At 70.1% G+C, this 19,512-nt stretch carries 20 protein-coding genes and 1 tRNA gene; 5 read left to right on the top strand and 16 right to left on the bottom strand.

All coding sequences use genetic code 11. The features are described from left to right. The first annotated feature begins 3 nt into the window (after window positions 1–3). Both FNV62_RS30015 and FNV62_RS30010 read left to right on the top strand, forming a co-directional pair. Entirely contained in the window at window positions 4–213 is a 210-nt protein-coding gene (locus FNV62_RS30015) for a helix-turn-helix transcriptional regulator (protein ID WP_143627749.1), read from the top strand. Continuing rightward, window positions 210–1,574: a tyrosine-type recombinase/integrase gene (locus FNV62_RS30010; RefSeq protein WP_143627747.1), complete on the top strand. Its 1,365-nt coding sequence runs from the start codon at window positions 210–212 to the stop codon at window positions 1,572–1,574. Before FNV62_RS30015 ends, FNV62_RS30010 begins: the two co-directional genes overlap by 4 nt. 154 nt (window positions 1,575–1,728) lie before the next feature. Here FNV62_RS30010 and FNV62_RS30005 read toward each other — a convergent pair. Beyond that, a tRNA-Tyr gene (locus FNV62_RS30005) sits at window positions 1,729–1,810 on the bottom strand. A gap of 202 nt (window positions 1,811–2,012) precedes the next feature. Here FNV62_RS30005 and FNV62_RS30000 point away from each other — a divergent pair. Beyond that, window positions 2,013–2,501: a YajQ family cyclic di-GMP-binding protein gene (locus FNV62_RS30000; RefSeq protein ID WP_054228329.1), complete on the top strand. Its 489-nt coding sequence runs from the start codon at window positions 2,013–2,015 to the stop codon at window positions 2,499–2,501. Window positions 2,502–2,631: 130 nt separating this feature from the next. Here the strand turns inward: FNV62_RS30000 and FNV62_RS29995 are convergent, their stop codons facing one another. After that, the gene (locus FNV62_RS29995) at window positions 2,632–2,898 is read right to left on the bottom strand and encodes a GlsB/YeaQ/YmgE family stress response membrane protein (protein ID WP_143627744.1); all 267 of its coding nucleotides are present in this window, start codon (window positions 2,896–2,898) and stop codon (window positions 2,632–2,634) included. A 171-nt stretch (window positions 2,899–3,069) separates the two neighbouring features. On the opposite strand from FNV62_RS29995, the gene FNV62_RS29990 reads away from it, so the two are divergent. Further along, window positions 3,070–4,314, top strand: coding sequence for an APC family permease (locus FNV62_RS29990; RefSeq protein ID WP_143627742.1), 1,245 nt, complete (start codon window positions 3,070–3,072; stop codon window positions 4,312–4,314). Between the two features lie 79 nt (window positions 4,315–4,393). Here the strand turns inward: FNV62_RS29990 and FNV62_RS29985 are convergent, their stop codons facing one another. The 14 genes from FNV62_RS29985 to FNV62_RS29920 form a co-directional block, all read right to left on the bottom strand. After that, window positions 4,394–4,960: an SMI1/KNR4 family protein gene (locus FNV62_RS29985; protein WP_143627740.1), complete on the bottom strand. Its 567-nt coding sequence runs from the start codon at window positions 4,958–4,960 to the stop codon at window positions 4,394–4,396. A 52-nt stretch (window positions 4,961–5,012) separates the two neighbouring features. Next, window positions 5,013–6,158 (bottom strand): barstar family protein, encoded by a 1,146-nt coding sequence (locus tag FNV62_RS29980; RefSeq protein WP_143627729.1) that lies wholly within the window; start codon window positions 6,156–6,158, stop codon window positions 5,013–5,015. A 15-nt stretch (window positions 6,159–6,173) separates the two neighbouring features. Beyond that, window positions 6,174–6,566 carry a YccF domain-containing protein gene (locus tag FNV62_RS29975; RefSeq protein ID WP_054228318.1) on the bottom strand — a complete coding sequence of 131 codons (393 nt, stop codon included), beginning with the start codon at window positions 6,564–6,566 and terminating at the stop codon, window positions 6,174–6,176. Then, window positions 6,563–7,426 (bottom strand): zinc metalloprotease HtpX, encoded by an 864-nt coding sequence (htpX, locus tag FNV62_RS29970; RefSeq protein WP_060901518.1) that lies wholly within the window; start codon window positions 7,424–7,426, stop codon window positions 6,563–6,565. The genes FNV62_RS29975 and htpX overlap by 4 nt, the downstream gene beginning before the upstream one ends. 156 nt (window positions 7,427–7,582) lie before the next feature. Further along, a complete protein-coding gene (locus FNV62_RS29965; RefSeq protein WP_143627727.1) occupies window positions 7,583–9,082 on the bottom strand; it encodes an NADH-quinone oxidoreductase subunit N in 1,500 nt (499 codons plus the stop codon). Beyond that, window positions 9,079–10,656, bottom strand: a complete 1,578-nt coding sequence (locus FNV62_RS29960; RefSeq protein ID WP_097285815.1) for an NADH-quinone oxidoreductase subunit M — start codon at window positions 10,654–10,656, stop codon at window positions 9,079–9,081. The genes FNV62_RS29965 and FNV62_RS29960 overlap by 4 nt, the downstream gene beginning before the upstream one ends. Window positions 10,657–10,662: 6 nt before the next feature. Next, window positions 10,663–12,654 (bottom strand): NADH-quinone oxidoreductase subunit L, encoded by a 1,992-nt coding sequence (locus FNV62_RS29955; RefSeq protein WP_143627725.1) that lies wholly within the window; start codon window positions 12,652–12,654, stop codon window positions 10,663–10,665. After that, window positions 12,651–13,049 carry an NADH-quinone oxidoreductase subunit NuoK gene (gene nuoK / locus FNV62_RS29950; RefSeq protein WP_054228323.1) on the bottom strand — a complete coding sequence of 133 codons (399 nt, stop codon included), beginning with the start codon at window positions 13,047–13,049 and terminating at the stop codon, window positions 12,651–12,653. Before nuoK ends, FNV62_RS29955 begins: the two co-directional genes overlap by 4 nt. Continuing rightward, on the bottom strand, window positions 13,049–13,702 hold the full coding sequence (locus FNV62_RS29945; RefSeq protein WP_060901521.1) for an NADH-quinone oxidoreductase subunit J: 654 nt from the start codon (window positions 13,700–13,702) through the stop codon (window positions 13,049–13,051). Before FNV62_RS29945 ends, nuoK begins: the two co-directional genes overlap by 1 nt. Beyond that, window positions 13,699–14,451 carry a NuoI/complex I 23 kDa subunit family protein gene (locus tag FNV62_RS29940; RefSeq protein ID WP_143602571.1) on the bottom strand — a complete coding sequence of 251 codons (753 nt, stop codon included), beginning with the start codon at window positions 14,449–14,451 and terminating at the stop codon, window positions 13,699–13,701. Before FNV62_RS29940 ends, FNV62_RS29945 begins: the two co-directional genes overlap by 4 nt. 2 nt (window positions 14,452–14,453) lie before the next feature. Continuing rightward, complete coding sequence (locus FNV62_RS29935; RefSeq protein ID WP_060901522.1) at window positions 14,454–15,422, bottom strand: complex I subunit 1/NuoH family protein; 969 nt, start codon at window positions 15,420–15,422, stop codon at window positions 14,454–14,456. Further along, on the bottom strand, window positions 15,419–16,759 hold the full coding sequence (locus FNV62_RS29930; RefSeq protein WP_143627723.1) for an NADH-quinone oxidoreductase subunit C: 1,341 nt from the start codon (window positions 16,757–16,759) through the stop codon (window positions 15,419–15,421). Before FNV62_RS29930 ends, FNV62_RS29935 begins: the two co-directional genes overlap by 4 nt. After that, window positions 16,756–17,424 (bottom strand): NADH-quinone oxidoreductase subunit B, encoded by a 669-nt coding sequence (locus FNV62_RS29925; RefSeq protein WP_082416315.1) that lies wholly within the window; start codon window positions 17,422–17,424, stop codon window positions 16,756–16,758. Before FNV62_RS29925 ends, FNV62_RS29930 begins: the two co-directional genes overlap by 4 nt. Continuing rightward, window positions 17,415–17,828, bottom strand: a complete 414-nt coding sequence (locus tag FNV62_RS29920) for an NADH-quinone oxidoreductase subunit A (RefSeq protein ID WP_060901524.1) — start codon at window positions 17,826–17,828, stop codon at window positions 17,415–17,417. Before FNV62_RS29920 ends, FNV62_RS29925 begins: the two co-directional genes overlap by 10 nt. 382 nt (window positions 17,829–18,210) lie before the next feature. Here FNV62_RS29920 and FNV62_RS29915 point away from each other — a divergent pair, with 382 nt between their 5' ends. Further along, window positions 18,211–19,494 (top strand): sensor histidine kinase, encoded by a 1,284-nt coding sequence (locus FNV62_RS29915; protein WP_143627721.1) that lies wholly within the window; start codon window positions 18,211–18,213, stop codon window positions 19,492–19,494. Window positions 19,495–19,512 lie beyond the last annotated feature (18 nt).

Genomic DNA, 19,512 nt, shown 5'->3' with positions numbered 1-19,512 from the left:
CGCATGAGTACGCCCACCCGCAGGCGCCGTGCACCGAAAGACGAACTGCTGCCTCTGAGCGACGCCCTGGAAGAGATCGGCATCAGCCGCGCCACCTGGTACCGCTGGCGCAACCAGGGCTACGGCCCGGAGGCCCGACGCACCCCATCTGGCCGTATCTGCGTACGACGCAGCGCCCTGGACGCCTTCAAAGACGAATTGGAAGCCGCGTGACCGAGTGGAGCTACACCGTCAAAATCTGGGCGATCCGGAAACGCGACTACCGGAAGCCCTACCAACTTCGCTGGAAGGTAGGCGTACGCCCGCACTCCGAGTCGTTCCTCACCCTGGGCCTGGCAGAGAGCCGGCGGGCGCAGCTCATCACCGCGGCGCGCGAGGGCGAACCGTTCGACGTCGACAGCGGGTTGCCGAAGTCTCTGGTCGCAAAGGACCGAGATATCTCCTGGTACGAGCACGCGCGCAACTACATCGAAATGAAGTGGGACGACTCCCCCGCGTCTACGCGGCGCACGCTCGCCGAAGCGATGGCGACCGTGACCCCCACGTTCGTGAAGGACACCAAGGGCATGCCGGACGCGAGGGCCGTCCGCACCGCGTTGTACGGCTGGGCCTTCAACAAGAACCGGTGGGACGAGGAACCTCCCGCCGACGTCACCAAGGTTCTGGACTGGTTCGAGCGCAAGTCTCTGGCCACGTCGGCACTCTCGGATCTCGTTCTCGTGCGGAGCAGTCTCCGAGCCATCTCCAGGAAGTTGGACGGGAAGACAGCAGCGCCCGGAACCATTAGCCGGAAACGGGCAATTTTCTACAATTCTCTTGAATTCGCCGTGGAGGCTGAACTCCTCACTGACAACCCGCTGACTCGCATCAAATGGAAGGCGCCTGAGCAGGTGGTCGAGGAGGTGGATCCTGCATGCGTGCCCAATCCTGAGCACGCATCCAAGCTGCTGGCCGCCGTACGTGACCAGAGCCCTCGTGGGCGTCGTCTCGCGGCATTCTTCGGCTGCATGTATTTCGCGGCTGCACGGCCGGCGGAAGTCATCGGGCTGCGGTTGCGCGACTGCGACCTCCCGCGGCGCGGGTGGGGGCTGCTGAAGCTCAGGGAGACCCGTCCTCGCTCCGGATCGGCCTGGACGGACAGCGGCGAGTCACACGACAGGAGGGGGCTCAAGCATCGCCCGCGGAAGGCGGTCCGGCACGTCCCGATCCCGCCCGAGCTGGTCGCCTTACTCCGATGGCACGTCACCGCGTACGGCACGGCTCCGGACGGTCGACTCTTCCAGACGACGCGAGGTGGGTTGATCCAGGACACCGGATACGGCGAGGTCTGGGCGGAGGCCCGGAAGCGCGCCCTCACCACCCCTGAGTTCGAATCGACGCTGGCCAAACGACCATATGACCTACGTCACGCCGCCGTCTCCACGTGGCTCAGCTCCGGTGTGGAACCTCAGCTCGTCGCGGAGCGGGCCGGCCACAGCGTGGGGGTGCTCTTCCGGGTGTACGCGAAGTTCCTCAAGGGGGGTGATGACGCTGCCAACGCCAAGATCTCGGCCCGGCTGGGACTGCGTGGCTGACCTGCCAGGAATCCCGTCCACGCCCCGTCCACGCATCCCGAGATACGGCGTTCGAACACGAGACAGAGTGAGACAGCGAGCCGCCCGGCGGGTGGCATCACTAAGGGCCCGTGACCTGCTGTTTAGACAGGTCACGGACCCTTAGTTTCCCGTGTGGCGGCGCCAGGATTCGAACCTGGGAAGGCTGAGCCGGCAGATTTACAGTCTGCTCCCTTTGGCCGCTCGGGCACACCGCCGGGGTTGCTGCCCTGAGGACCGCTTTTCGGCGGTGCTCCCTGGCAACGACGTAAACGATACCTGATGCTCGGGGGTGCTTCGCCACCCGATTGATCTGCGCTTGGAGGGGAGGGGGTGGCTAGGCTTATGCGGATGCGGCCGGGGACCTACGCCGGGCTCGACGGCCGCCCCTACGCACCCCGATACAAGGAGCCACAGGACATGGCCGACTCCAGTTTCGACATCGTCTCGAAGGTCGAGCGGCAGGAGGTCGACAACGCCCTCAACCAGGCCGCCAAGGAGATCTCGCAGCGCTACGACTTCAAGAACGTGGGCGCCTCCATCTCCTGGTCCGGCGAGAAGATCCTGATGGAGGCGAACTCCGAGGAGCGGGTCAAGGCCGTCCTCGATGTGTTCGAGACCAAGCTGGTCAAGCGCGGTATCTCGCTGAAGGCGCTGGACGCGGGCGAGCCCCAGCTGTCCGGCAAGGAATACAAGATCTTCGCGTCCATCGAGGAGGGCATCTCCCAGGACAACGCGAAGAAGGTGGCGAAGATCATTCGCGACGAGGGCCCGAAGGGCGTGAAGGCGCAGGTGCAGGGCGACGAGCTGCGCGTCAGCTCGAAGAGCCGCGACGACCTGCAGGCCGTGCAGGCACTGCTCAAGGGCAAGGACTTCGACTTCGCGCTGCAGTTCGTGAACTACCGGTAGCCATCGGCAGCCCACCGGCTTCGGCCGGTGGTTCTTTGCACGTACGAGGAAAGTTTCGCGTACGAGGAAGGGTGGGCCCCCGGGGGTGCCCACCCTTCTCGCCTGCTGGCTGCGGCCTCGGGGCGCGCCCTCAACGGCGCGAGTCGCCGAACAGGATGCGGTAGAGGATGAGCAGGACGAGCGAGCCGCCGATCGCGGCGGCCCACGTGGCGCCGTCGTAGAACTGCTTGGCGATCGGGTGGTCCAGCCAGCGCGCGGAGATCCAGCCGCCGAGGAAGGCGCCCGCGATGCCGATGACGGTCGTTCCGATGAAGCCGCCCGGGTCACGGCCCGGCAGCAGGAATTTGGCGACGGCTCCGGCCAACAGTCCCAGAATGATCCAGCTGATGATGCCCATGCCCTGAACCTGCCTCTCCGCGCTGTGCTTGTGCTGTGATCCTGCTCCGGACCTGCTGTCTCATGCCTTCGAGTTCGAGCAGCCGGTGGTCGTGCTGGTGTTCGTGGCGCGTTGTCGGGAAGGACGCCTCGTCGGCGGCGGTCGGTTGCAGCGGTCAGTAGGGTGCCGCCCATGGCACAGTCCGGATCAGAGTTGCGGCGCACCCTGGGCGTCGGGGACGCCGTGGTCATCGGGCTCGGGTCGATGGTGGGTGCCGGGATCTTCGCGGCGTTGGGCCCCGCCGCACGGGCGGCCGGGTCCGGTCTGCTCCTCGGGCTCGCGGTCGCGGCCGTGGTCGCGTACTGCAACGCGATGTCCTCGGCACGGCTGGCCGCTCTGTATCCCGCCTCCGGTGGGACCTATGTGTACGGGCGTGAGCGTCTCGGCGCCTTCTGGGGGTATCTGGCGGGCTGGTCGTTCATCGTCGGGAAGACGGCCTCCTGTGCGGCGATGGCGCTCACCGTGGGCGCGTACGTCTGGCCGGGGCAGGCGCACGCGGTGGCGGTCGGGGCCGTGGTCGCCCTCACCGCGGTGAACTACGGCGGCATGCACAAGTCCGCCCGGCTGACCCGGGTGATCGTTTCGGTGGTCCTCGCGGTCCTCGCTTCCGTGGTGGTCGTGTGTCTCGGATCGGACGCCTCCGACGCCGGTCGGCTGGACGTCGGGGTCTCCGGTGGCGCGGGCGGGGTGCTTCAGGCGGCGGGGCTGCTGTTCTTCGCGTTCGCCGGATACGCACGGATCGCGACGCTCGGTGAGGAGGTACGGGATCCGGCGCGCACCATTCCGCGCGCGATCCCGACGGCTCTGGGTGTCGCGCTCGTGGTGTACGCGGCGGTCGCTGTGGCGGTCCTTTCGGTGCTGGGGCCGGAGGGGCTCGGGCGTGCCTCGGCGCCGCTGGCCGACGCGGTGCGGACGGCCGGTGTGCCGGGGCTCGTGCCGGTGGTACGGGTGGGTGCGGCCGTGGCCGCGCTCGGCTCGCTCCTCGCCCTGATCCTGGGCGTCTCACGAACGACCCTGGCCATGGCCCGCGACGGTCATCTGCCGGGCGCCCTGGCCGACGTACATCCGCGTTTCCAGGTGCCGCACCGGGCCGAGCTGGCCGTGGGCGCGGTCGTCGCCGCGCTGGCCGCGACGGTGGACGTGCGGGGCGCGATCGGGTTCTCCTCCTTCGGTGTACTGGCGTACTACGCCGTGGCCAACGCGTCGGCGTGGACCCTGAGTTCCGCTCCGGCGGCGCGGCTGGTGCCGGTGGTGGGACTCGTCGGGTGCGTGACCCTGGCGTTCGCGCTGCCGGCGCTTTCGGTGGTCGTGGGCGCGGCTGTGCTGGGTGTGGGGGTGGCGGCGTACGGCGTGAGGGGATGGCGGCGTACGGCGTGAGGGGATGGGTGGCGTACCGCGTGACGAGGCGGGTGGCCTCGCGGTAGCCATCGGCGGGGCGTCGGTGGCGGGCGGGTCGCTACGAGGCCTGTGTCGTCGCCGTGCGTATGCGGAAGTCGGGCCAGGGGGCCAAGTCCGCGTCGTCGTTGGACTCCTCGTACCAGCCGGAGCCTTCCAGCCAGGTGGCCAGCCACGCCTCTAGGTCGGGTGCGTCCACGTACCAGGCGTGATCGGCCTCGTCGGCGTTCGGCTCGAAGAGCAGGACCGTGCCCCGGGGGGTGCGGCAGTCCACGCACGCGTACATCCCGCAGCCCCAGTGGGATATCGGCAGGACGCCCTCGGGCCATGGCCAGTCGGGATCCTGGCGACCGCTCTCCCGATGGGCGAGGTACTGCGGGACGGCGGCGGGCTCGCCTGACGGGGAGCCGTCGAGCAGCGGCAACAGGCCGTACTCCGGACCGAAGCCGCCGTCACCTATCTGCAGGTAGAGCGCGGCGAGCAGTGGCGGCAGGGTGAAGCCCAGGACGGCTTCGGCGCGGGTGACCGTCGCCGCGTCCACGGGCTCGGGGAGCGAAGGCCAGCCCCACGGGCGGGTGTTGCGGGCCTCCGTACCGACCCGTGCCAGCAACTGCTCGATTTCGGTCATGGCTTCATGATGCAGCGCGCCACTGACAATCGGGCGGCCTGTGGATAACCCATCAGGCGATGCGTACGTCGACGCCGTTCTCGGCGAGGAAGGCGAGCAGTTCCTCGAATGTCGGGGGTCTGCGGTCGCGCCACGGTGTCACGCCGAGGCAGGTGCGGGCGACGTCCGCGTCGTGCCAGACGAGGGTGAAGGGCGGCTCGGCGCCGTAGCCGCCTCGCAGGCAGTCGACGACGGCGCTCAGGTCGTGGCCGAAGTAGCCGCCGGGACCGTTCACCGCCTCGCCCAGCGCGCAGTGGAAGGCCGGCGCGTCGGTGACGTGGCGGCCGTCGAGGTGGTAGGTGGTTCCTGGCTCTGGGTCGGGCCCGTACGGGTTCGTTCCTTCCCGTGCCCGGTCGAGCCAGAACTCGCGCCCTTGCGAGCTGCATCGGGCCCAGCTGTTCGGCTCGGACTGGCGTTCGCGCCACCACACGTCCCAGGCCTCGCGGGCTGCTCTGGGAAGCCTCCGCGACCAGGGGTCGAGCGTGAGATCGACCAGGCCCCGGCCGTGCGCGGAGGGGATCCACGCGATGATCTCGCCTTCGAGTACGGAGCCGACCGTCCGGCCGACCCGGTTGAGGCGCAGCACGTGGGCGTGTCCCAGGTCCTCGTCGCCCGCTTCGAGCGCGTCGCGCAGGGGTCCGCGCGGGGAGCAGCCGAGCAGGCGCACCGGCGGGTCGGCCGGTTCGAGGAATTCGCCCGGGACTTGGACGAGGTCCCGGCAGTGGCCCCACGGCTCGCCGTCCGCGCCCAGCAGTCGGTGTCCCGCGGAGAGTAACGGCCGTTGGGGGTGTTCGGCCTGGGTGTCCGGGACCGCCGACGCCTCGACGGTGATGTCGCGCAGCGTCGGGTCGAGCGCGCACGGGCGGTCGCCGAGGACCCGTGCGTACTCCAGTGGCCATTCCTCCCCGACCGGGGTGTGCGTGGCGTCGAGGGTTCGCACCAATAGGCCACCCAGCGGAGCGGAGCCTGTGGTGCGGGCCCGCTCCACGGCCCCGGCCAGCTCGCCCTGGGGTGCGCAGCCGAGGAGGTCGTACCGGACGCGCGGGGGAGGGAGCGGATCGGCGTAGAGCTCGTCAGTGGCGTCCTTGCACAGCGCCCATATCGACTCGCCGACGCCCCTGTTGCTGTACGCCGCCACGGCGTACTTCGGATTCTGCACCCCCGCGCCGCCCTGTCAGCGCGTGGCGAACGGCTCGTCCGTGCGGACGATTTCGCGGCCCAGCGGGAGCAACGAGACCGGGATGAGCTTGAAGTTGGCGATGCCGAACGGGATGCCGATGATCGTGATGCACAGCAGGATGCCGGTGACGATGTGGGCGAGGGCGAGCCACCAGCCCGCGAGGACCAGCCACAGGACATTACCGACGCAGGAGGGGGCGCCCGCGTCGCGGCGCTCCACCGTCGTATAGCCGAAGGGCCACAGGGCGTAGACGCCGATACGGAAGGCCGCGATGCCGAACGGGATGCCGATGATGGTGATGCACAGCAGCACGCCGGCGGCCAAGTAGCCGAGGAACAGCCAGAAGCCGCTCAGGACGAGCCAAATGACGTTCAGGATTGTCTTCATTGCTGGCGACCTGCCATCTGCTCGAGACGGGCGATGCGCTCCGCCATCGGCGGGTGCGTGGAGAACATCTTCGACATTCCCTGGCCCGGGCGGAAGGGGTTGGCGATCATCATGTGGCTCGCGGTCTCGATGCGCGGCTCGGGGGGCAGAGGCAGTTGTTTGGTGCCCGCGTCGAGCTTGCGCAGGGCACTGGCGAGGGCGAGGGGGTCGCCGGTGAGCTGGGCGCCGGACGCGTCCGCCTCGTACTCCCTGGAGCGGCTGATGGCCAGCTGGATGAGGGACGCGGCGAGCGGACCCAGGATCATGATCAGCAGCATGCCGAGGATGCCGGGGCCCTCGTCGTCGTTCGAACGGCCGACCGGGATCAGCCAGGCGAAATTCACCAGGAACATGATCACGGAGGCGAGGGCGCCCGCGACCGACGAGATCAGGATGTCGCGGTTGTAGACATGGCTGAGCTCGTGGCCGATGACGCCGCGCAGCTCGCGCTCGTCCAGGATGCGCAGGATTCCCTCGGTGCAGCACACCGCCGCGTTGCGTGGGTTGCGTCCCGTCGCGAACGCGTTCGGCGCTTCGGTCGGTGAGATGTACAGGCGCGGCATGGGCTGGCGGGCCTGGGTCGAGAGCTCCCGGACGATGCGGTACAGGGCCGGGGCCTCGAATTCGCTCACCGGGCGTGCGCGCATCGCGCGTAGAGCCAGCTTGTCGCTGTTCCAGTACGCGTACGCGTTCGTCCCGATCGCGATGAACAGCGCGACGACGAGGCCGGTACGCCCGAAGAAGCTGCCGATGACGATGATGAGTGCGGACAGTCCCCCGAGGAGTACGGCGGTCCTGAGCCCGTTGTGCCGGCGGTGCACGGTACGCCCTCCAAGTGGTGCGGCAGGGGAACCCTTTGCTTGCTGATACCTTGCTTCCACTTTTCAGTGGAACCTCCCGCACTGGTCAACGCCAGGCGGGGAGCACTAGTTCCCTTGTGCGCGCGACAGCGCATGTGGACCGTCCGGGTGACGGTCTCAGAACAGGCCGGTCACGGAGAAGCGCAGAACCAGCTGAGGTGCCCCGGAGAGGGCGATGCCCAGGACGGCCGTCAGGGCGATCGCGGCGGTCAGCGGGGCCGGGACGCGGTGCTTCTCGGACTCCCCCTCGGGGGCGCGGAAGAGCAGGGTCGTCCACTGGAGGTAGTAGAAGAGCGCGATCACGACGTTGACGGCCATGACCACGGCCAGCCAGCCGAGCCCCGCGTCGACGGCCGCCGCGAAGACGGTGACCTTGGCGAAGAGCCCGATGATGCCCGGCGGCAGTCCCGCGAGGCAGAGCAGGAAGAAGCCGAGGATCAGCGCGGACAGGGGGCTCCTCGCGTACAGGCCCCGGTAGTCGCTGATGCGGTTCAGGGGGCTCGTACGGGCGACGAGGGCGGCCACGGCGAAGGCGCCCAGGTTCACCACCGCGTACATCAGGGCGTACGCGACGGTGGAGCCGATGGCCTTCTCGGCGTCCTTGGAGTAGGCGGCGGACGCGATCGGGACCAGGAGGTAGCCGGCCTGGCCGACGGAGGACCAGGCGAGCAGGCGGACCGCGCTGTACGCGCGCGTGGCCTGCTGGCGCAGGGCGCCGACGTTGCCGACGGTCATGGTGAAGGCGGCCAGCGCGGCGAGCGCCGGGCCCCAGACGTCTCCGTACGAAGGGAGGGCGACGACGGTGACGAGGATCAGGCCGGAGAAGCCGACCGCCTTGCCGACGACCGACAAGTAGGCGGCGATCGGCAAAGGCGCCCCTACGTAGGTGTCGGGCACCCAGAAGTGGAAGGGCACGGCGGCCGTCTTGAAGGCGAAGCCGACAAGGGTGAGGACGACGCCCGCCTGGGCGAGGGTGTGGAACTGTCCGTCGACGTGCTGGATCTTGTCCGCGATCTGGGTCAGGTAGAGGCTGCCGGTCGTCGCGTAGACGAAGCTGACGCCCATGAGACTGACGGCGGTCGCGGTGACGGAGGACAGGAAGAACTTCAGGGCCGCCTCGGAGGACTTCTTGTCGCCGCGTTTGATGCCGACGAGTGCGAAGGCGGGCAGTGAGGCGACTTCGAGGGCGACGATGAGCGTCGCGAGGTCGCGGGAGGCGGGCAGCAGGGCGGCGCCCGCGGCCGAGGAGAGCAACAGGAACCAGAACTCCCCTTCGGGGAGGTCTTTGTTGGCGTCCTTCAGGGCCGTGACCGACAGCAGTGCCGCCAAGAGCGCGCCGCCGAGGACCAGGAACTGGATGACGAGGGTGAAGCGGTCCGCCGTGTAGCTGCAGGCGTGCGCGTCGCCCGTCAGACAGAAGGTGGCGCGGTCGCCGTCCCGGAGGGGCAGCAGCATGAGCGCGGACGCGGCGAGCCCCGCCACCGACACCCAGCCGAGTACCGCCTTCTTCTCCTCTCCGATGAAGAGGTCGGCGACCAGCACGACGAGTCCGACGACCGCGGCGAGGGTGGGCGGCGCGATCGCGAGCCAGTCGACGGACTGGACCAGGGAGCTCATCGGGTGCCTCCTGCGAAGAGCTGCTGTACGGCCGGGTCGGTCAGGCCGAGAAGGGCCTTGGGCCACAGACCGGCGACGACGGTGAGGGCGACGAGCGGCGTCCAGGCCGCGAACTCGTAGCTCTGGACGTCGGCGAGCTTCGGCGCCTCCTGCCCCGGGGTCTCGCCCATGCACACACGGCGTACGACGACGAGCATGTACGCGGCCGTGAGCAGCGTGCCGAAGGCGGCGATCGCCATGAACGTCAGATACGCGGGACGGCTGAGGTCGGCTGCGGGTTTGAACGCGCCGAACAGAGCCAGCATCTCGCCCCAGAATCCGGCGAGGCCCGGGAGCCCGAGCGAGGCGACGGCGGCGAAGGCGAGGAGCCCGCCGAGACGCGGAGCCTTGCCGTAGAGCGCGGCGCCGGTCTCCTCGGCGAGGGTGTCGAGGTCGGTGGTGCCCGTGCGGTCCTTCAGCGCCCCGACGAGGAAGAAGAGCAGTCCGGTGATGAGGCCGTGGGCGATGTTGGCGAACAGCGCGCCGTTCACGCCGGTCGGGGTCATCGTCGCGATGCCGAGCAGGACGAATCCCATGTGACCGACGGACGAGTACGCGATGAGCCGCTTGAGATCGCCCTTCGCTCCCTGTTTCGCGAGGGCCAGGCAGGCCAGGGATCCGTAGATGATCCCGACCACGGCGAAGGCGGCGAGGTAGGGGGCGAAGGTGTGCATCCCGTTCGGCGCGATCGGCAGCAGAATCCGGACGAAACCGTACGTACCCATCTTCAGCAGTACACCGGCCAGCAGGACCGAGCCGACGGTGGGCGCGGCGGTGTGGGCGTCCGGCAGCCAGCTGTGCAGCGGCCACATCGGCGTCTTGACCGCGAGCCCGATTCCGATCGCCAAAACGGCGATGACCTGCACGGATGTGGTCAGCGACCGGCCGTTGTCAGTGGCGAGTGCCACCATGTCGAATGTGCCCGCCTTGATTCCGATCAGGAGCAGGCCCAGCAGCATGACGACCGAACCGAGCAGTGTGAAGAGGATGAACTTCCAGGCCGCGGCCTGGCGCTGCGCACCGCCCCACCGGGCGATGAGGAAGTACATCGGGATGAGCACCATCTCGAACGCGAGGAAGAACAGCAGCAGATCGAGGACGGTGAAGGTCGCGAGGGTGCCGGACTCGAGGACGAGCAGCAGTGCGACGAAGGCCTTCGGGGTCGGCCCCGCGGGCATCTTGAAGTAGCTGTAGAGCGCGCAGAGGAAGGTCAGCAGCGCGGTCAGGACCACAAGGGGGAGGGAAATGCCGTCGATGCCGAGGTGGATCCGCACGTCTAGTGCGGGGATCCAGCTGATGTCCGTCGTGGCCTGCATCTTTGACGGGTGGTCGTGGTCGAAGCCGAGCGCGAGGACGATCGCGGCGATGAGCACCACACCGGTGACGATCACGCCGTGCCGCAGCACGGCCTGGTCCGGTGACTTCCCCTTCAGTCCGGGCGGCGCGGGCAGGAGAGCGGCGGCGGCGCCGATGAGCGGCCCGACGACGATCAACGCGAGAAGAATCTGCATCACGGATTCACTGATATCGATCACGCCTGCTCACGCTCCCGTGGCGACGAGGAGGGCGGCGACCACCAGGACGACGGTGCCGGCGAGCAGCGCGCTCACATAGGTCTGCACATTGCCGGTCTGCGCGCGCCGTACGGCGGCGCCGAGCAGGCGGGGTAGGGCGGCGGCACCGCGTACGTAGGTGTCGACGACCTCACGGTCGAGGAACCGGACGAGTGCGGCTCCGGCCTGGACGGGGCGGACGAACAGCACGTGGTACACGGCGTCGAGGTGGAATCCGACGGCCGCGTGCCGGTGCAGCGGGCCGAGCAGCAGCCGTCCGGGATCCGCCGGGTCCGGGGCGTAGGCCACGTCTCCGAACATGGGCGCGTGACTGGCGATCGCCTCCGCCTCGACCCGCGCGGGTTCGGCATCGGGATGGGCCACGACCGCACCCATCGGCACGCGGGGAGCCAGCGCGGTGGTGTGCCGCCAGGCGCCGTAGGTGACGATCCCGCCCACCAGGGCGAGCCCCGTGCCGAGGACGGAGGTGGTGAGGACCGGTGTCAGGTCGCGGCCGTCGAACCAGTCGGGCAGTCGGCCGTACGCGAGCCCGAAAGCGAGGGAAGGGACGGCGAGCACCCACAGCACGACGGTCATGCTGCGCGGCTCCTTGCCGTGGTCGGGAGCCTTGACGCCCCGGCCGTGGAAGGCCAGCAGCCACAGCCGAGTCGCGTACGCGGCGGTGAGTACGGCGGTGACCAGACCGGCGACGAGGACGATCCAGCCCGCGGAGCCGGGGGCGTGCTCGGTGTGGCCGGTGGCGACGCGCTCGGCCGCGCCGAGGACGGCCTCCTTGGAGAAGAAGCCGCTGAACGGCGGGATCGCGGCGAGCGCGAGCAGCGCCACGGTCATCGTCCAGTAGGCGTCGGGGACGCGGGATCGCAGGCCCGTCATGCGGGACATGACGGCCAGCGAGTTGGTGCCGGAGGCGTGGATGATCACGCCGGCGGCGAGGAACAGCAGCGCCTTGAAGGCGCCGTGGGACAGGAGGTGGAAGACGGCGGCACCGCGGTCGCCGACGGCGAGGGCGCCTGCCATGTAGCCGAGCTGGCCGATCGTCGAGTACGCGAGGACCCGCTTGATGTCGTCCTGGGCGAGTGCGGCGAGTGCCGAGCCCGCCATCGTGACGGCGGCCATGACGGCGAGGACCACCATCGCGGCCGAGGAGGCCTGGAAGACGGGGAGGAGCCGGGCGACGAAGTAGATACCGGCGGCGACCATCGTCGCCGCGTGGATCAGGGCGGAGACGGGTGTCGGGCCCGCCATCGCGTCGGGCAGCCAGGTGTGCAGCGGGAACAGCGCCGACTTGCCCGCCACGCCGGCGAGCAGCAGCAGGGCGATCAGCGTCGGATGGTGCAGTCCGCCGCTCGCGACGGTGCCGAGGACCGTGGTGATGCGGAAGGACCCGGCGTCGGTGGCGAGGGCGAACAGACCGATGAGGAAGGGGACGTCGCCGAGTTTGGTGACCAGGAAGGCCTTGATCGAGGCGGCGCGGGCCTCGGGGGTCTCCCAGTAGTGGCCGACCAGGAAGTACGAGCAGATGCCCATGACCTCCCAGCCGACCAGGAGCACGATCAGGTCGCCGGAGTAGACGACGAGCAGCATCGCGGAGGTGAAGAGGGAGATGAGAGCGGCGTACGAGGGGTAGCGCGGGTCGTCGCGCAGGTATCCCGTCGAGTAGATCTGCACGCAGGAGGCGACGACGCCGACGAGTACGGCGACGAGGGCGGCGAAGCCGTCGATGTGCAGGGCGAGTTCGATCGGGACCGAGCCGGTGGGCGTCAGTTCGGTGGCCGCGTTGATGGCCTGGCCGCCGCCCTGGCGCACGGCGACCAGTACGGCGAGGACGAGCGAGGTGAGGGACGGGAGTACCGCGAGGGGGCGGACGTAACCGGGGGCCGTGCGGCCGAGGAGGAGTCCGGCCGCTGCGCCCAGGAACGGAAGGAGGGGGACGAGGACGGCGAGGGTGGTCGTGGTCACGCGGTGGCCTCAGCCTTCTCGTCTCCCGTGACGGGGGCTTCTTCGGTGCCGTCGCCGTGGGAGCCGTCCGGGGCGGGGCCCTCGGCGGTGTCGCGGAGCTTGTCGATGTCCGAGGTACCGCGGCCCCGGTAGACGGCGAGGACGATCGCCAGGCCGATGCCGATCTCGGCGGCCGCGATGGCGATGGTGAACAGGGTCAGGGCCTGGCCGGAGTGGAGCGTGTCGCGGGCGGTCCTGGAGAGCCAGACGTCGAAGGCGACGAGGTTCAGGTTGACGGCGTTGAGCATGAGCTCGACGGACATCAGGACCAGGATCGCGTTGCGGCGCGCGAGGACTCCGTACAGGCCCGTGCAGAAGAGGAGGGCGGAGAGCACGGCGGGATAGGCGAGGTGCATCAGCGGGTCCCTTCCTTCTCGCTCCGGCGGCTCTGGGCACCCGCGGGGGTGGCAGCGTCCGCCGTGGTGGTGGCGTCAGCCTTCGCCTTGCGGGAGAGGACGATCGCGCCGACCAGGGCGGCGAGGAGGAGGACGGAGAGGGCCTCGAAGGGGAGGACCCAGTTCTGGAAGAGGCTCGCTCCGGTGACCTCGGTGGAACCGGCGGCGGGGCCCTTCAGGTCGACCCAGGTGGTGCGGAAGGCGTCCACGACCACCCAGACGAGGGCGGCGGCCGCGGCGACGGCCACGGTGAGGGCGGCCCAGCGGTTGCCCGAGTCGGCGTCCGGGGAGCGGCCGATCGGCGCCTTGGTGAGCATCAGACCGAACAGAAGGAGGACGACGACGGAACCGACGTAGATGAGGACCTGCACCCAGGCGATGAACTCGGCCGTGAGCAGGAGGTACTCGACGGCGAGGCCGCCGAGCGTCATCACCAGCCACAGGGCGGCGTGCACCAGCTGCTTGGTGGTGACGGTGACGATCGCGGCGCCGAAGGTGACCAGTCCGACGAGGAGGAAGGCGATCTCGACGCCCGTCGGGGAGAGGAAGCCGTGGCTCTCGGCGGTGGTGGTCGTGGCCCGCGCCGCGGCGGCCGTGGCTGCTGCGAGGCTCACGACGCACCGTCCTGCGGGTCGGAGGGCTTGGAGGGCTCGGGCGTGCCTGTGGTCGCGTCCGTGGTCGTGCCTGCGGTCGTGCCTGTCGTCTCGTCCGTGGCCGGGCCTGTGGTCGTGGTCGTGCCGCCGGCCGGGGGTTCGGGCTGGGCTGCCTGTTCGGCTGTCCGCGCCGCGAGTTCGGCTGCCTCGGCTGCCGTGGCTGCCTCGGCGGCGAGTTTGTCGGCGGTTTTGCGGGCGGCGGCCAGTTCCTTCGGTTCCTCGGCGCCGGGGTCGAGAGCGGGCGGGGCCGGAACCGTCCACATCCACTCGCGGAGCTTGTCGCGCTCGTGGGTGAGTTCGTGGATGTCGGTCTCCGCGTACTCGAACTCCGGTGACCAGAACAGCGCGTCGAAAGGACAGACCTCGATGCAGATACCGCAGTACATGCACAGGGAGAAGTCGATGGCGAAGCGGTCGAGGACGTTGCGGCTGCGCTCGCGGCCACCGGGGGCGGTCGGCGGGACCGTCTCCTTGTGGGAGTCGATGTAGATGCACCAGTCCGGGCACTCGCGGGCGCACAGCATGCAGACCGTGCAGTTCTCCTCGAACAGGCCGATGACGCCGCGGGAGCGGGGCGGGAGTTCGGGCTGGACGTCCGGGTACTGCGCGGTGACGGTCTTCTTCGTCATCGTGCGGAGGGTGACGGCCAGGCCCTTGGCGAGTCCGGAGCCAGGAATGCGGGAGCGGGTGGGCGGGAGAGGCTCGGCCATGGTTACGAGATCACCACCTTGACGATGCCGGTGAGGGCGATCTGGGCGAGAGAGAGGGGGACGAGGAGGGTCCAGGAGAGTTTCTGGAGCTGGTCCTCGCGCAGGCGGGGGTAGGTGACGCGCAGCCAGATCACGACGAAGGCGAGGAGGGCCGCCTTCAGAAGGGTCCAGACCCAGCCGAGGCCGTCGGCACCCCACGGACCGTGCCAGCCGCCCAGGAAGAGGACGGTGGTCAGACCGCACAGGACGACGATTCCGGCGTACTCGGCGAGGAGGAAGAGCGCGAAGCGCAGACCGGTGTACTCGGTGTACGCGCCGAAGATGATCTCCGAGTCGGCGACGGGCATGTCGAAGGGCGGGCGCTGGAGTTCGGCGAGGCCCGCCACGAAGAAGACGACCGCGCCGACGATCTGCCAGGGCACCCACCACCACTCGAAGGCGGCGACGATGCCGGGCAGGGAGACCGTGCCGGCCGCCATCGCGACGGAGGCGGCGGTCAACAGCATCGGGAGTTCGTAGGCGAGGAGCTGCGCGGCGGTGCGCAGGCCGCCGAGAAGGGAGAACTTGTTGGCGGAGGCCCAGCCCGCCATGAGCGAGCCGAGGACGCCCACGCCCATCACGGCGAGAACGAAGAAGATCCCCGCGTCGACGACCTGGCCGACGGCGCCCTCACCCGGGCCGATCGGGATGGCGAGGAGGACGAGAAGGTACGGGAGAAGGGCGACGGCGGGGGCGAGCTGGAAGATACGGCGGTCCGCACCCGCGGGGACGATGTCTTCCTTCTGCGCGAACTTCACGCCGTCCGCGACGAGTTGGGCCCAGCCGTGGAAGCCGCCGGCGTACATCGGGCCGAGGCGGCCCTGCATGTGGGCCATCACCTTGTGCTCGGTCTGGCCGACGATCAGGGGGAACGTCAGGAACACGACGAAGACGACGAGGAGGCGTAGGGCGACGTCGAGAGCGTCGTTCACTGCGTGCCTCCGGCTGGGTTTCTGGGGGTGGGGTCTTCGGGAGCGGGATCTTCGGGAGCAGGGTCTTCGGGGGTGGGGGTGGAGTCGGGGTGCGAGCCGGAGCCCGAGTCAGAGCCCGAATCAGAGCCTGAATCGGAGTCCGAATCAGGGGATGCCGGGGGTCTCGAGGTGGCCTCGGGGGCCGGACTTGGGGCAGCCGCGGGCTCCGGGGTGGCCCCCGGCTCCGACTCCGACCTGGACTCCGGCTTCGGCTCCTGCTTCGGCTCCTGCTTCGGCGTCTGCTCCTGCTGCGGCGTCTGCTCCTGCTCCGACTCCTGCTGCGGCTCGTCGAACGCGGGGCGGGCGTGGTGCCAAGGGGCGTCGGAGCTGCGCGGCGCCGCGGCAGCGGGCGGCTGCTCGGTGGCCTGTGTCCTTTGTGTCGCCGAGCCCTGGCTCGCACTGCGCGTACGGCGCGGGCCGGCGGGAGGCGTCGGCTCGGCGGACCCCGGGACCGCGGGGGCGGCTGTCGAAGGCGCCTGTTCGTCGGCGGCCGGGGCCTCGGTCTGCTGGCTGGCCGAGCCCTGGCCGGCGCTGCGCGCCCGACGAGGGGGCGTCGGGGCCTGCGCACCGGCGGCGGCAGCAGCGGTGGCACCGGCGGCGGGACCGGTTCCTGTGTCACCAGTGGTGGTGGTCTGGCTTGCCGAGCCCTCGCCCGCCGTGCGGGCCCGCCGCACCGGGCGGTCGCCGGCGGCTCGGGCCGCTCCGCGCGCCGGGCGGGCGGGGGCCGGGGGGAGCTGGCCCTTCAGGGGACCCCATTCGTTGGGGTCGGGTACGCCGGGCGGAAGCATCTGGCGGCGCTTGGGGCCACCGTGATCGGACTCCCCCGGCTCCTTCGCCCCGGGCCAGGCCTTGGCGACGCGGGCGGCGAGGACGAAGTCCTTGCGGAGGGGGTGGCCTTCGAAGCCCTCCGGGAGAAGAAGGGGGTCGAGGCCCGGGTGGCCCTCGAAGATGACGCCGAACATCTCGTGGGTCTCGCGCTCGTGCCAGCCGGCGCCGGCGTACACGGAGACCGCCGTGGCCAGGACGGGTGCCGAGTGCGGGACGGTCGTACGGACGAGGAGGCGGCGTACGGGAGACAGGGCCACCACGTGCGCGGCGACGCGGAAGCCCGTGCCGGGTTCGTCGACGGCGCTCAGCCAGTCGAAGTAGGTGCAGCCCAGTGAGTCGCGCGCGGTCTCCAGGGCGGGGAGCCAGGCGGTCGGCGGTACGTCGACCGTCAGGACCTCGTACGACTCCTCGGCCGTGGCCTCCGGGCCGAAGAGTTCCTCGACGGGGGCGGGGAGCCAGCCGACGGTCATCGGTCCTCCCCCACGGCGGGCGGACGCACCAGGTCGCTCTGCAGGGCGGCGGCCGACGGACGCGGCGAGGAGCTGTAGCGCTCCCCCAGCGACTCCCGGGCGATCTTCTCCTGGAGCTTGAGGATGCCCTGCAGCAGCGCTTCGGGGCGGGGCGGGCACCCGGGGACGTAGACGTCCACCGGGATGATCTGGTCGACGCCCTTGGTGACGGAGTAGGAGTCCCAGTACGGGCCGCCGCAGTTGGAGCACGCGCCGAAGGAGATGACGTACTTCGGCTCGGGCATCTGCTCGTAGAGGCGCTTGACGGCCGGGGCCATCTTGTCCGTGACCGTGCCGGAGACGACCATCAGGTCGGCCTGGCGCGGACCCGGCGCGAACGGGATCACGCCGAGCCGGATGAAGTCGTGGCGGGCCATCGACGCGGCGATGAACTCGATCGCGCAGCAGGCGAGGCCGAAGTTGAAGACCCAGAGCGAGTAGCGGCGGCCCCAGTTCAGGACCACCTTCATCGGCTCCGGGGCCAGCCGGGAGAGCACGCCGAGCCGCTTCGGCTCGGGAAGCAGCACCGGCTCGGAAAGCACCACCGGTTCGGGCAGCACCGGCTCGGGCAGCGGCGCCGGCTCGGAGGGCGTCGAGGGGGTCACGTCCGAGGGGGTCACGTCCATGTCAGGACGCCCTTCTTGTATGCGTACAGCAGGCCCACGGCCAGGAAGCCGAGGAAGATGAACATCTCCACGAGGGTGGCCGCGCCGTAGCCGGGCGCGGCGAAGACGGTCGCCCAGGGGAAGAGGAAGATCGAGTCGACGGCGAAGATGACGTAGAGGAAGGCGTAGACGTAGTAGCGGACCTGGGTGTGGGCCCAGCCCTCGCCGACGGGGTCGACGCCGCACTCGTATGTCAGGAGTTTCTCGGGGGTCGGGACCACCGGCCGCAGCAGACGGCCCGCCCCGAAGGCGACGGCGACGAAGAGCACGCCGACGACGACGAGCAGTCCGACGACCGAGTACGACTGGAAGTAGCCCGCCGCGACGACGGCCCCGGTTGCCGAGACAACGGTCGGTTCCGGCACGTCAGCCCCTCACTCCCTGACCTCGTTGCGCCCGGCGCGCGCCCCGTCGCGCACGCTGTGATGCGCCCCGTTCGACGATCTGTACGGACGGGAGTCTAGGGCCTGCTAAAGAGACGGTAAGCAGCCCGTCACGCATTGACTATCGGGGACATGTCAGGGACTCGTCCGTCTCGCCCGTCGCCGGGTTCGCGCACTCGCCCGGCTCACGTGTCACCGGGTTCCCGTCCGCATCTCGCGGTCACTTCCCATTTCACCTCGCGAGCACATCCAGGTACACCGCGCGGCGGCCTTTGCTTTCATCTCAAGGGGTGGGGTTTTCCCCAGTGGATCGTGGCGGTCGACCTCATGGCGCGACGGCCCGCCGCCGGGCAGGCTAGCGAATATGACCGAACGCATCACCCCTGTCGGCCCCCTCGGCCCCCTCGGCCCGTCGGACACGCCGCAAGCCCCGGACATACGGGGTGTACCGGATGTACCAGATGCACAAGATGTACCGGACGAGTCGGCCGACAGCGACCGGCTGCCTCCCCCACGCTTCGCGCTCGGCCGGCAGACGTGGAAGGAGATCGCGCACCTCCTCGCCAATCTGCCGGTCTCGATCTTCGGCTTCGTGTACGTCGTGACGCTCGTCTCCACGGGCGCGGGGCTGGCCGTGACGGCGATCGGGCTGCCGCTGCTCGCGGGCGGGCTGCGGGGCACCCGGCTGCTGGGCCGGTTGGAGCGGGCGCGGGCACGCAAGCTGCTCGGCGTGCGGATCGACGAGCCGAGCCCGATGCCGGTGCGCGGGACGGGCTTCTTCCCCTGGTTGTGGTCGAGCCTGCGGGACCCGGTGGCCTGGCGGACCGTGCTGTACGACTTCATCCGGCTGCCGTGGGGCATCGTCACGTTCACGGTCACGCTGATGTCGTTGTTCCTGCTGTGGCCGGTGCTGCCGTTCCTCGCGCGGGGGCTGACGAACGTGGACCGGGCCATGGTGCGTGGGCTGCTGTCGCCCTCGGACGAGTTGGAGCGGCGCATCGCCGAGCTGGAGTCGGACCGGGGGGTCGTGGTCGACACGGCCGCGGCGGACCTGCGGCGCATCGAACGCGACCTCCACGACGGGGCGCAGGCCCGGCTCGTCAACCTCGCGATGGGGCTCGGGCTCGCCAAGGAGAAGATCCTCGAGGGGCAGGCCGACGAGACCGTCGCGGCCATGGTCGACGAGGCGCACGGCGAGGTGAAGCTGGCCCTTCAGGAGCTGCGCGATCTGGCCCGCGGCATCCATCCCGCGGTCCTCACCGACCGGGGCCTCGACGCGGCGCTGTCGTCGATCGCCTCGCGCTGCACCGTGCCGGTGAAGGTGACGGCCGACCTCCCGACGAGACCGGCCGCCGCCATCGAGGGCATCGCCTACTTCACCGTGTCCGAGCTGTTGCAGAACGTCAGCAAGCACAGCGGCGCGCGCTCCGCGTCCGTCGACGTGTGGCGGACGGACGAGCGGCTGCTCATACAGGTCCAGGACGACGGGCGCGGTGGGGCCGCCCTCGACGGCGGTACGGGGATGGCGGGGCTCGCGGACCGGCTGGGCGCGGTGGACGGGCTGTTCGTCATCGACTCACCGCCCGGCGGCCCGACCACCATCACGGCGGAGCTGCCTTGGCGGGACCGGGGGGACGGGCAGGGCTGACGGGGCTGACGGGGCTGA

The organism is Streptomyces sp. RLB3-17, assembly GCF_007113425.2.
GTDB lineage: Bacteria > Actinomycetota > Actinomycetes > Streptomycetales > Streptomycetaceae > Streptomyces > Streptomyces mirabilis_D.
The sequence above is the reverse complement of the archived record's forward strand: the minus strand, read 5'-3'. Positions and strand labels throughout refer to the sequence as shown.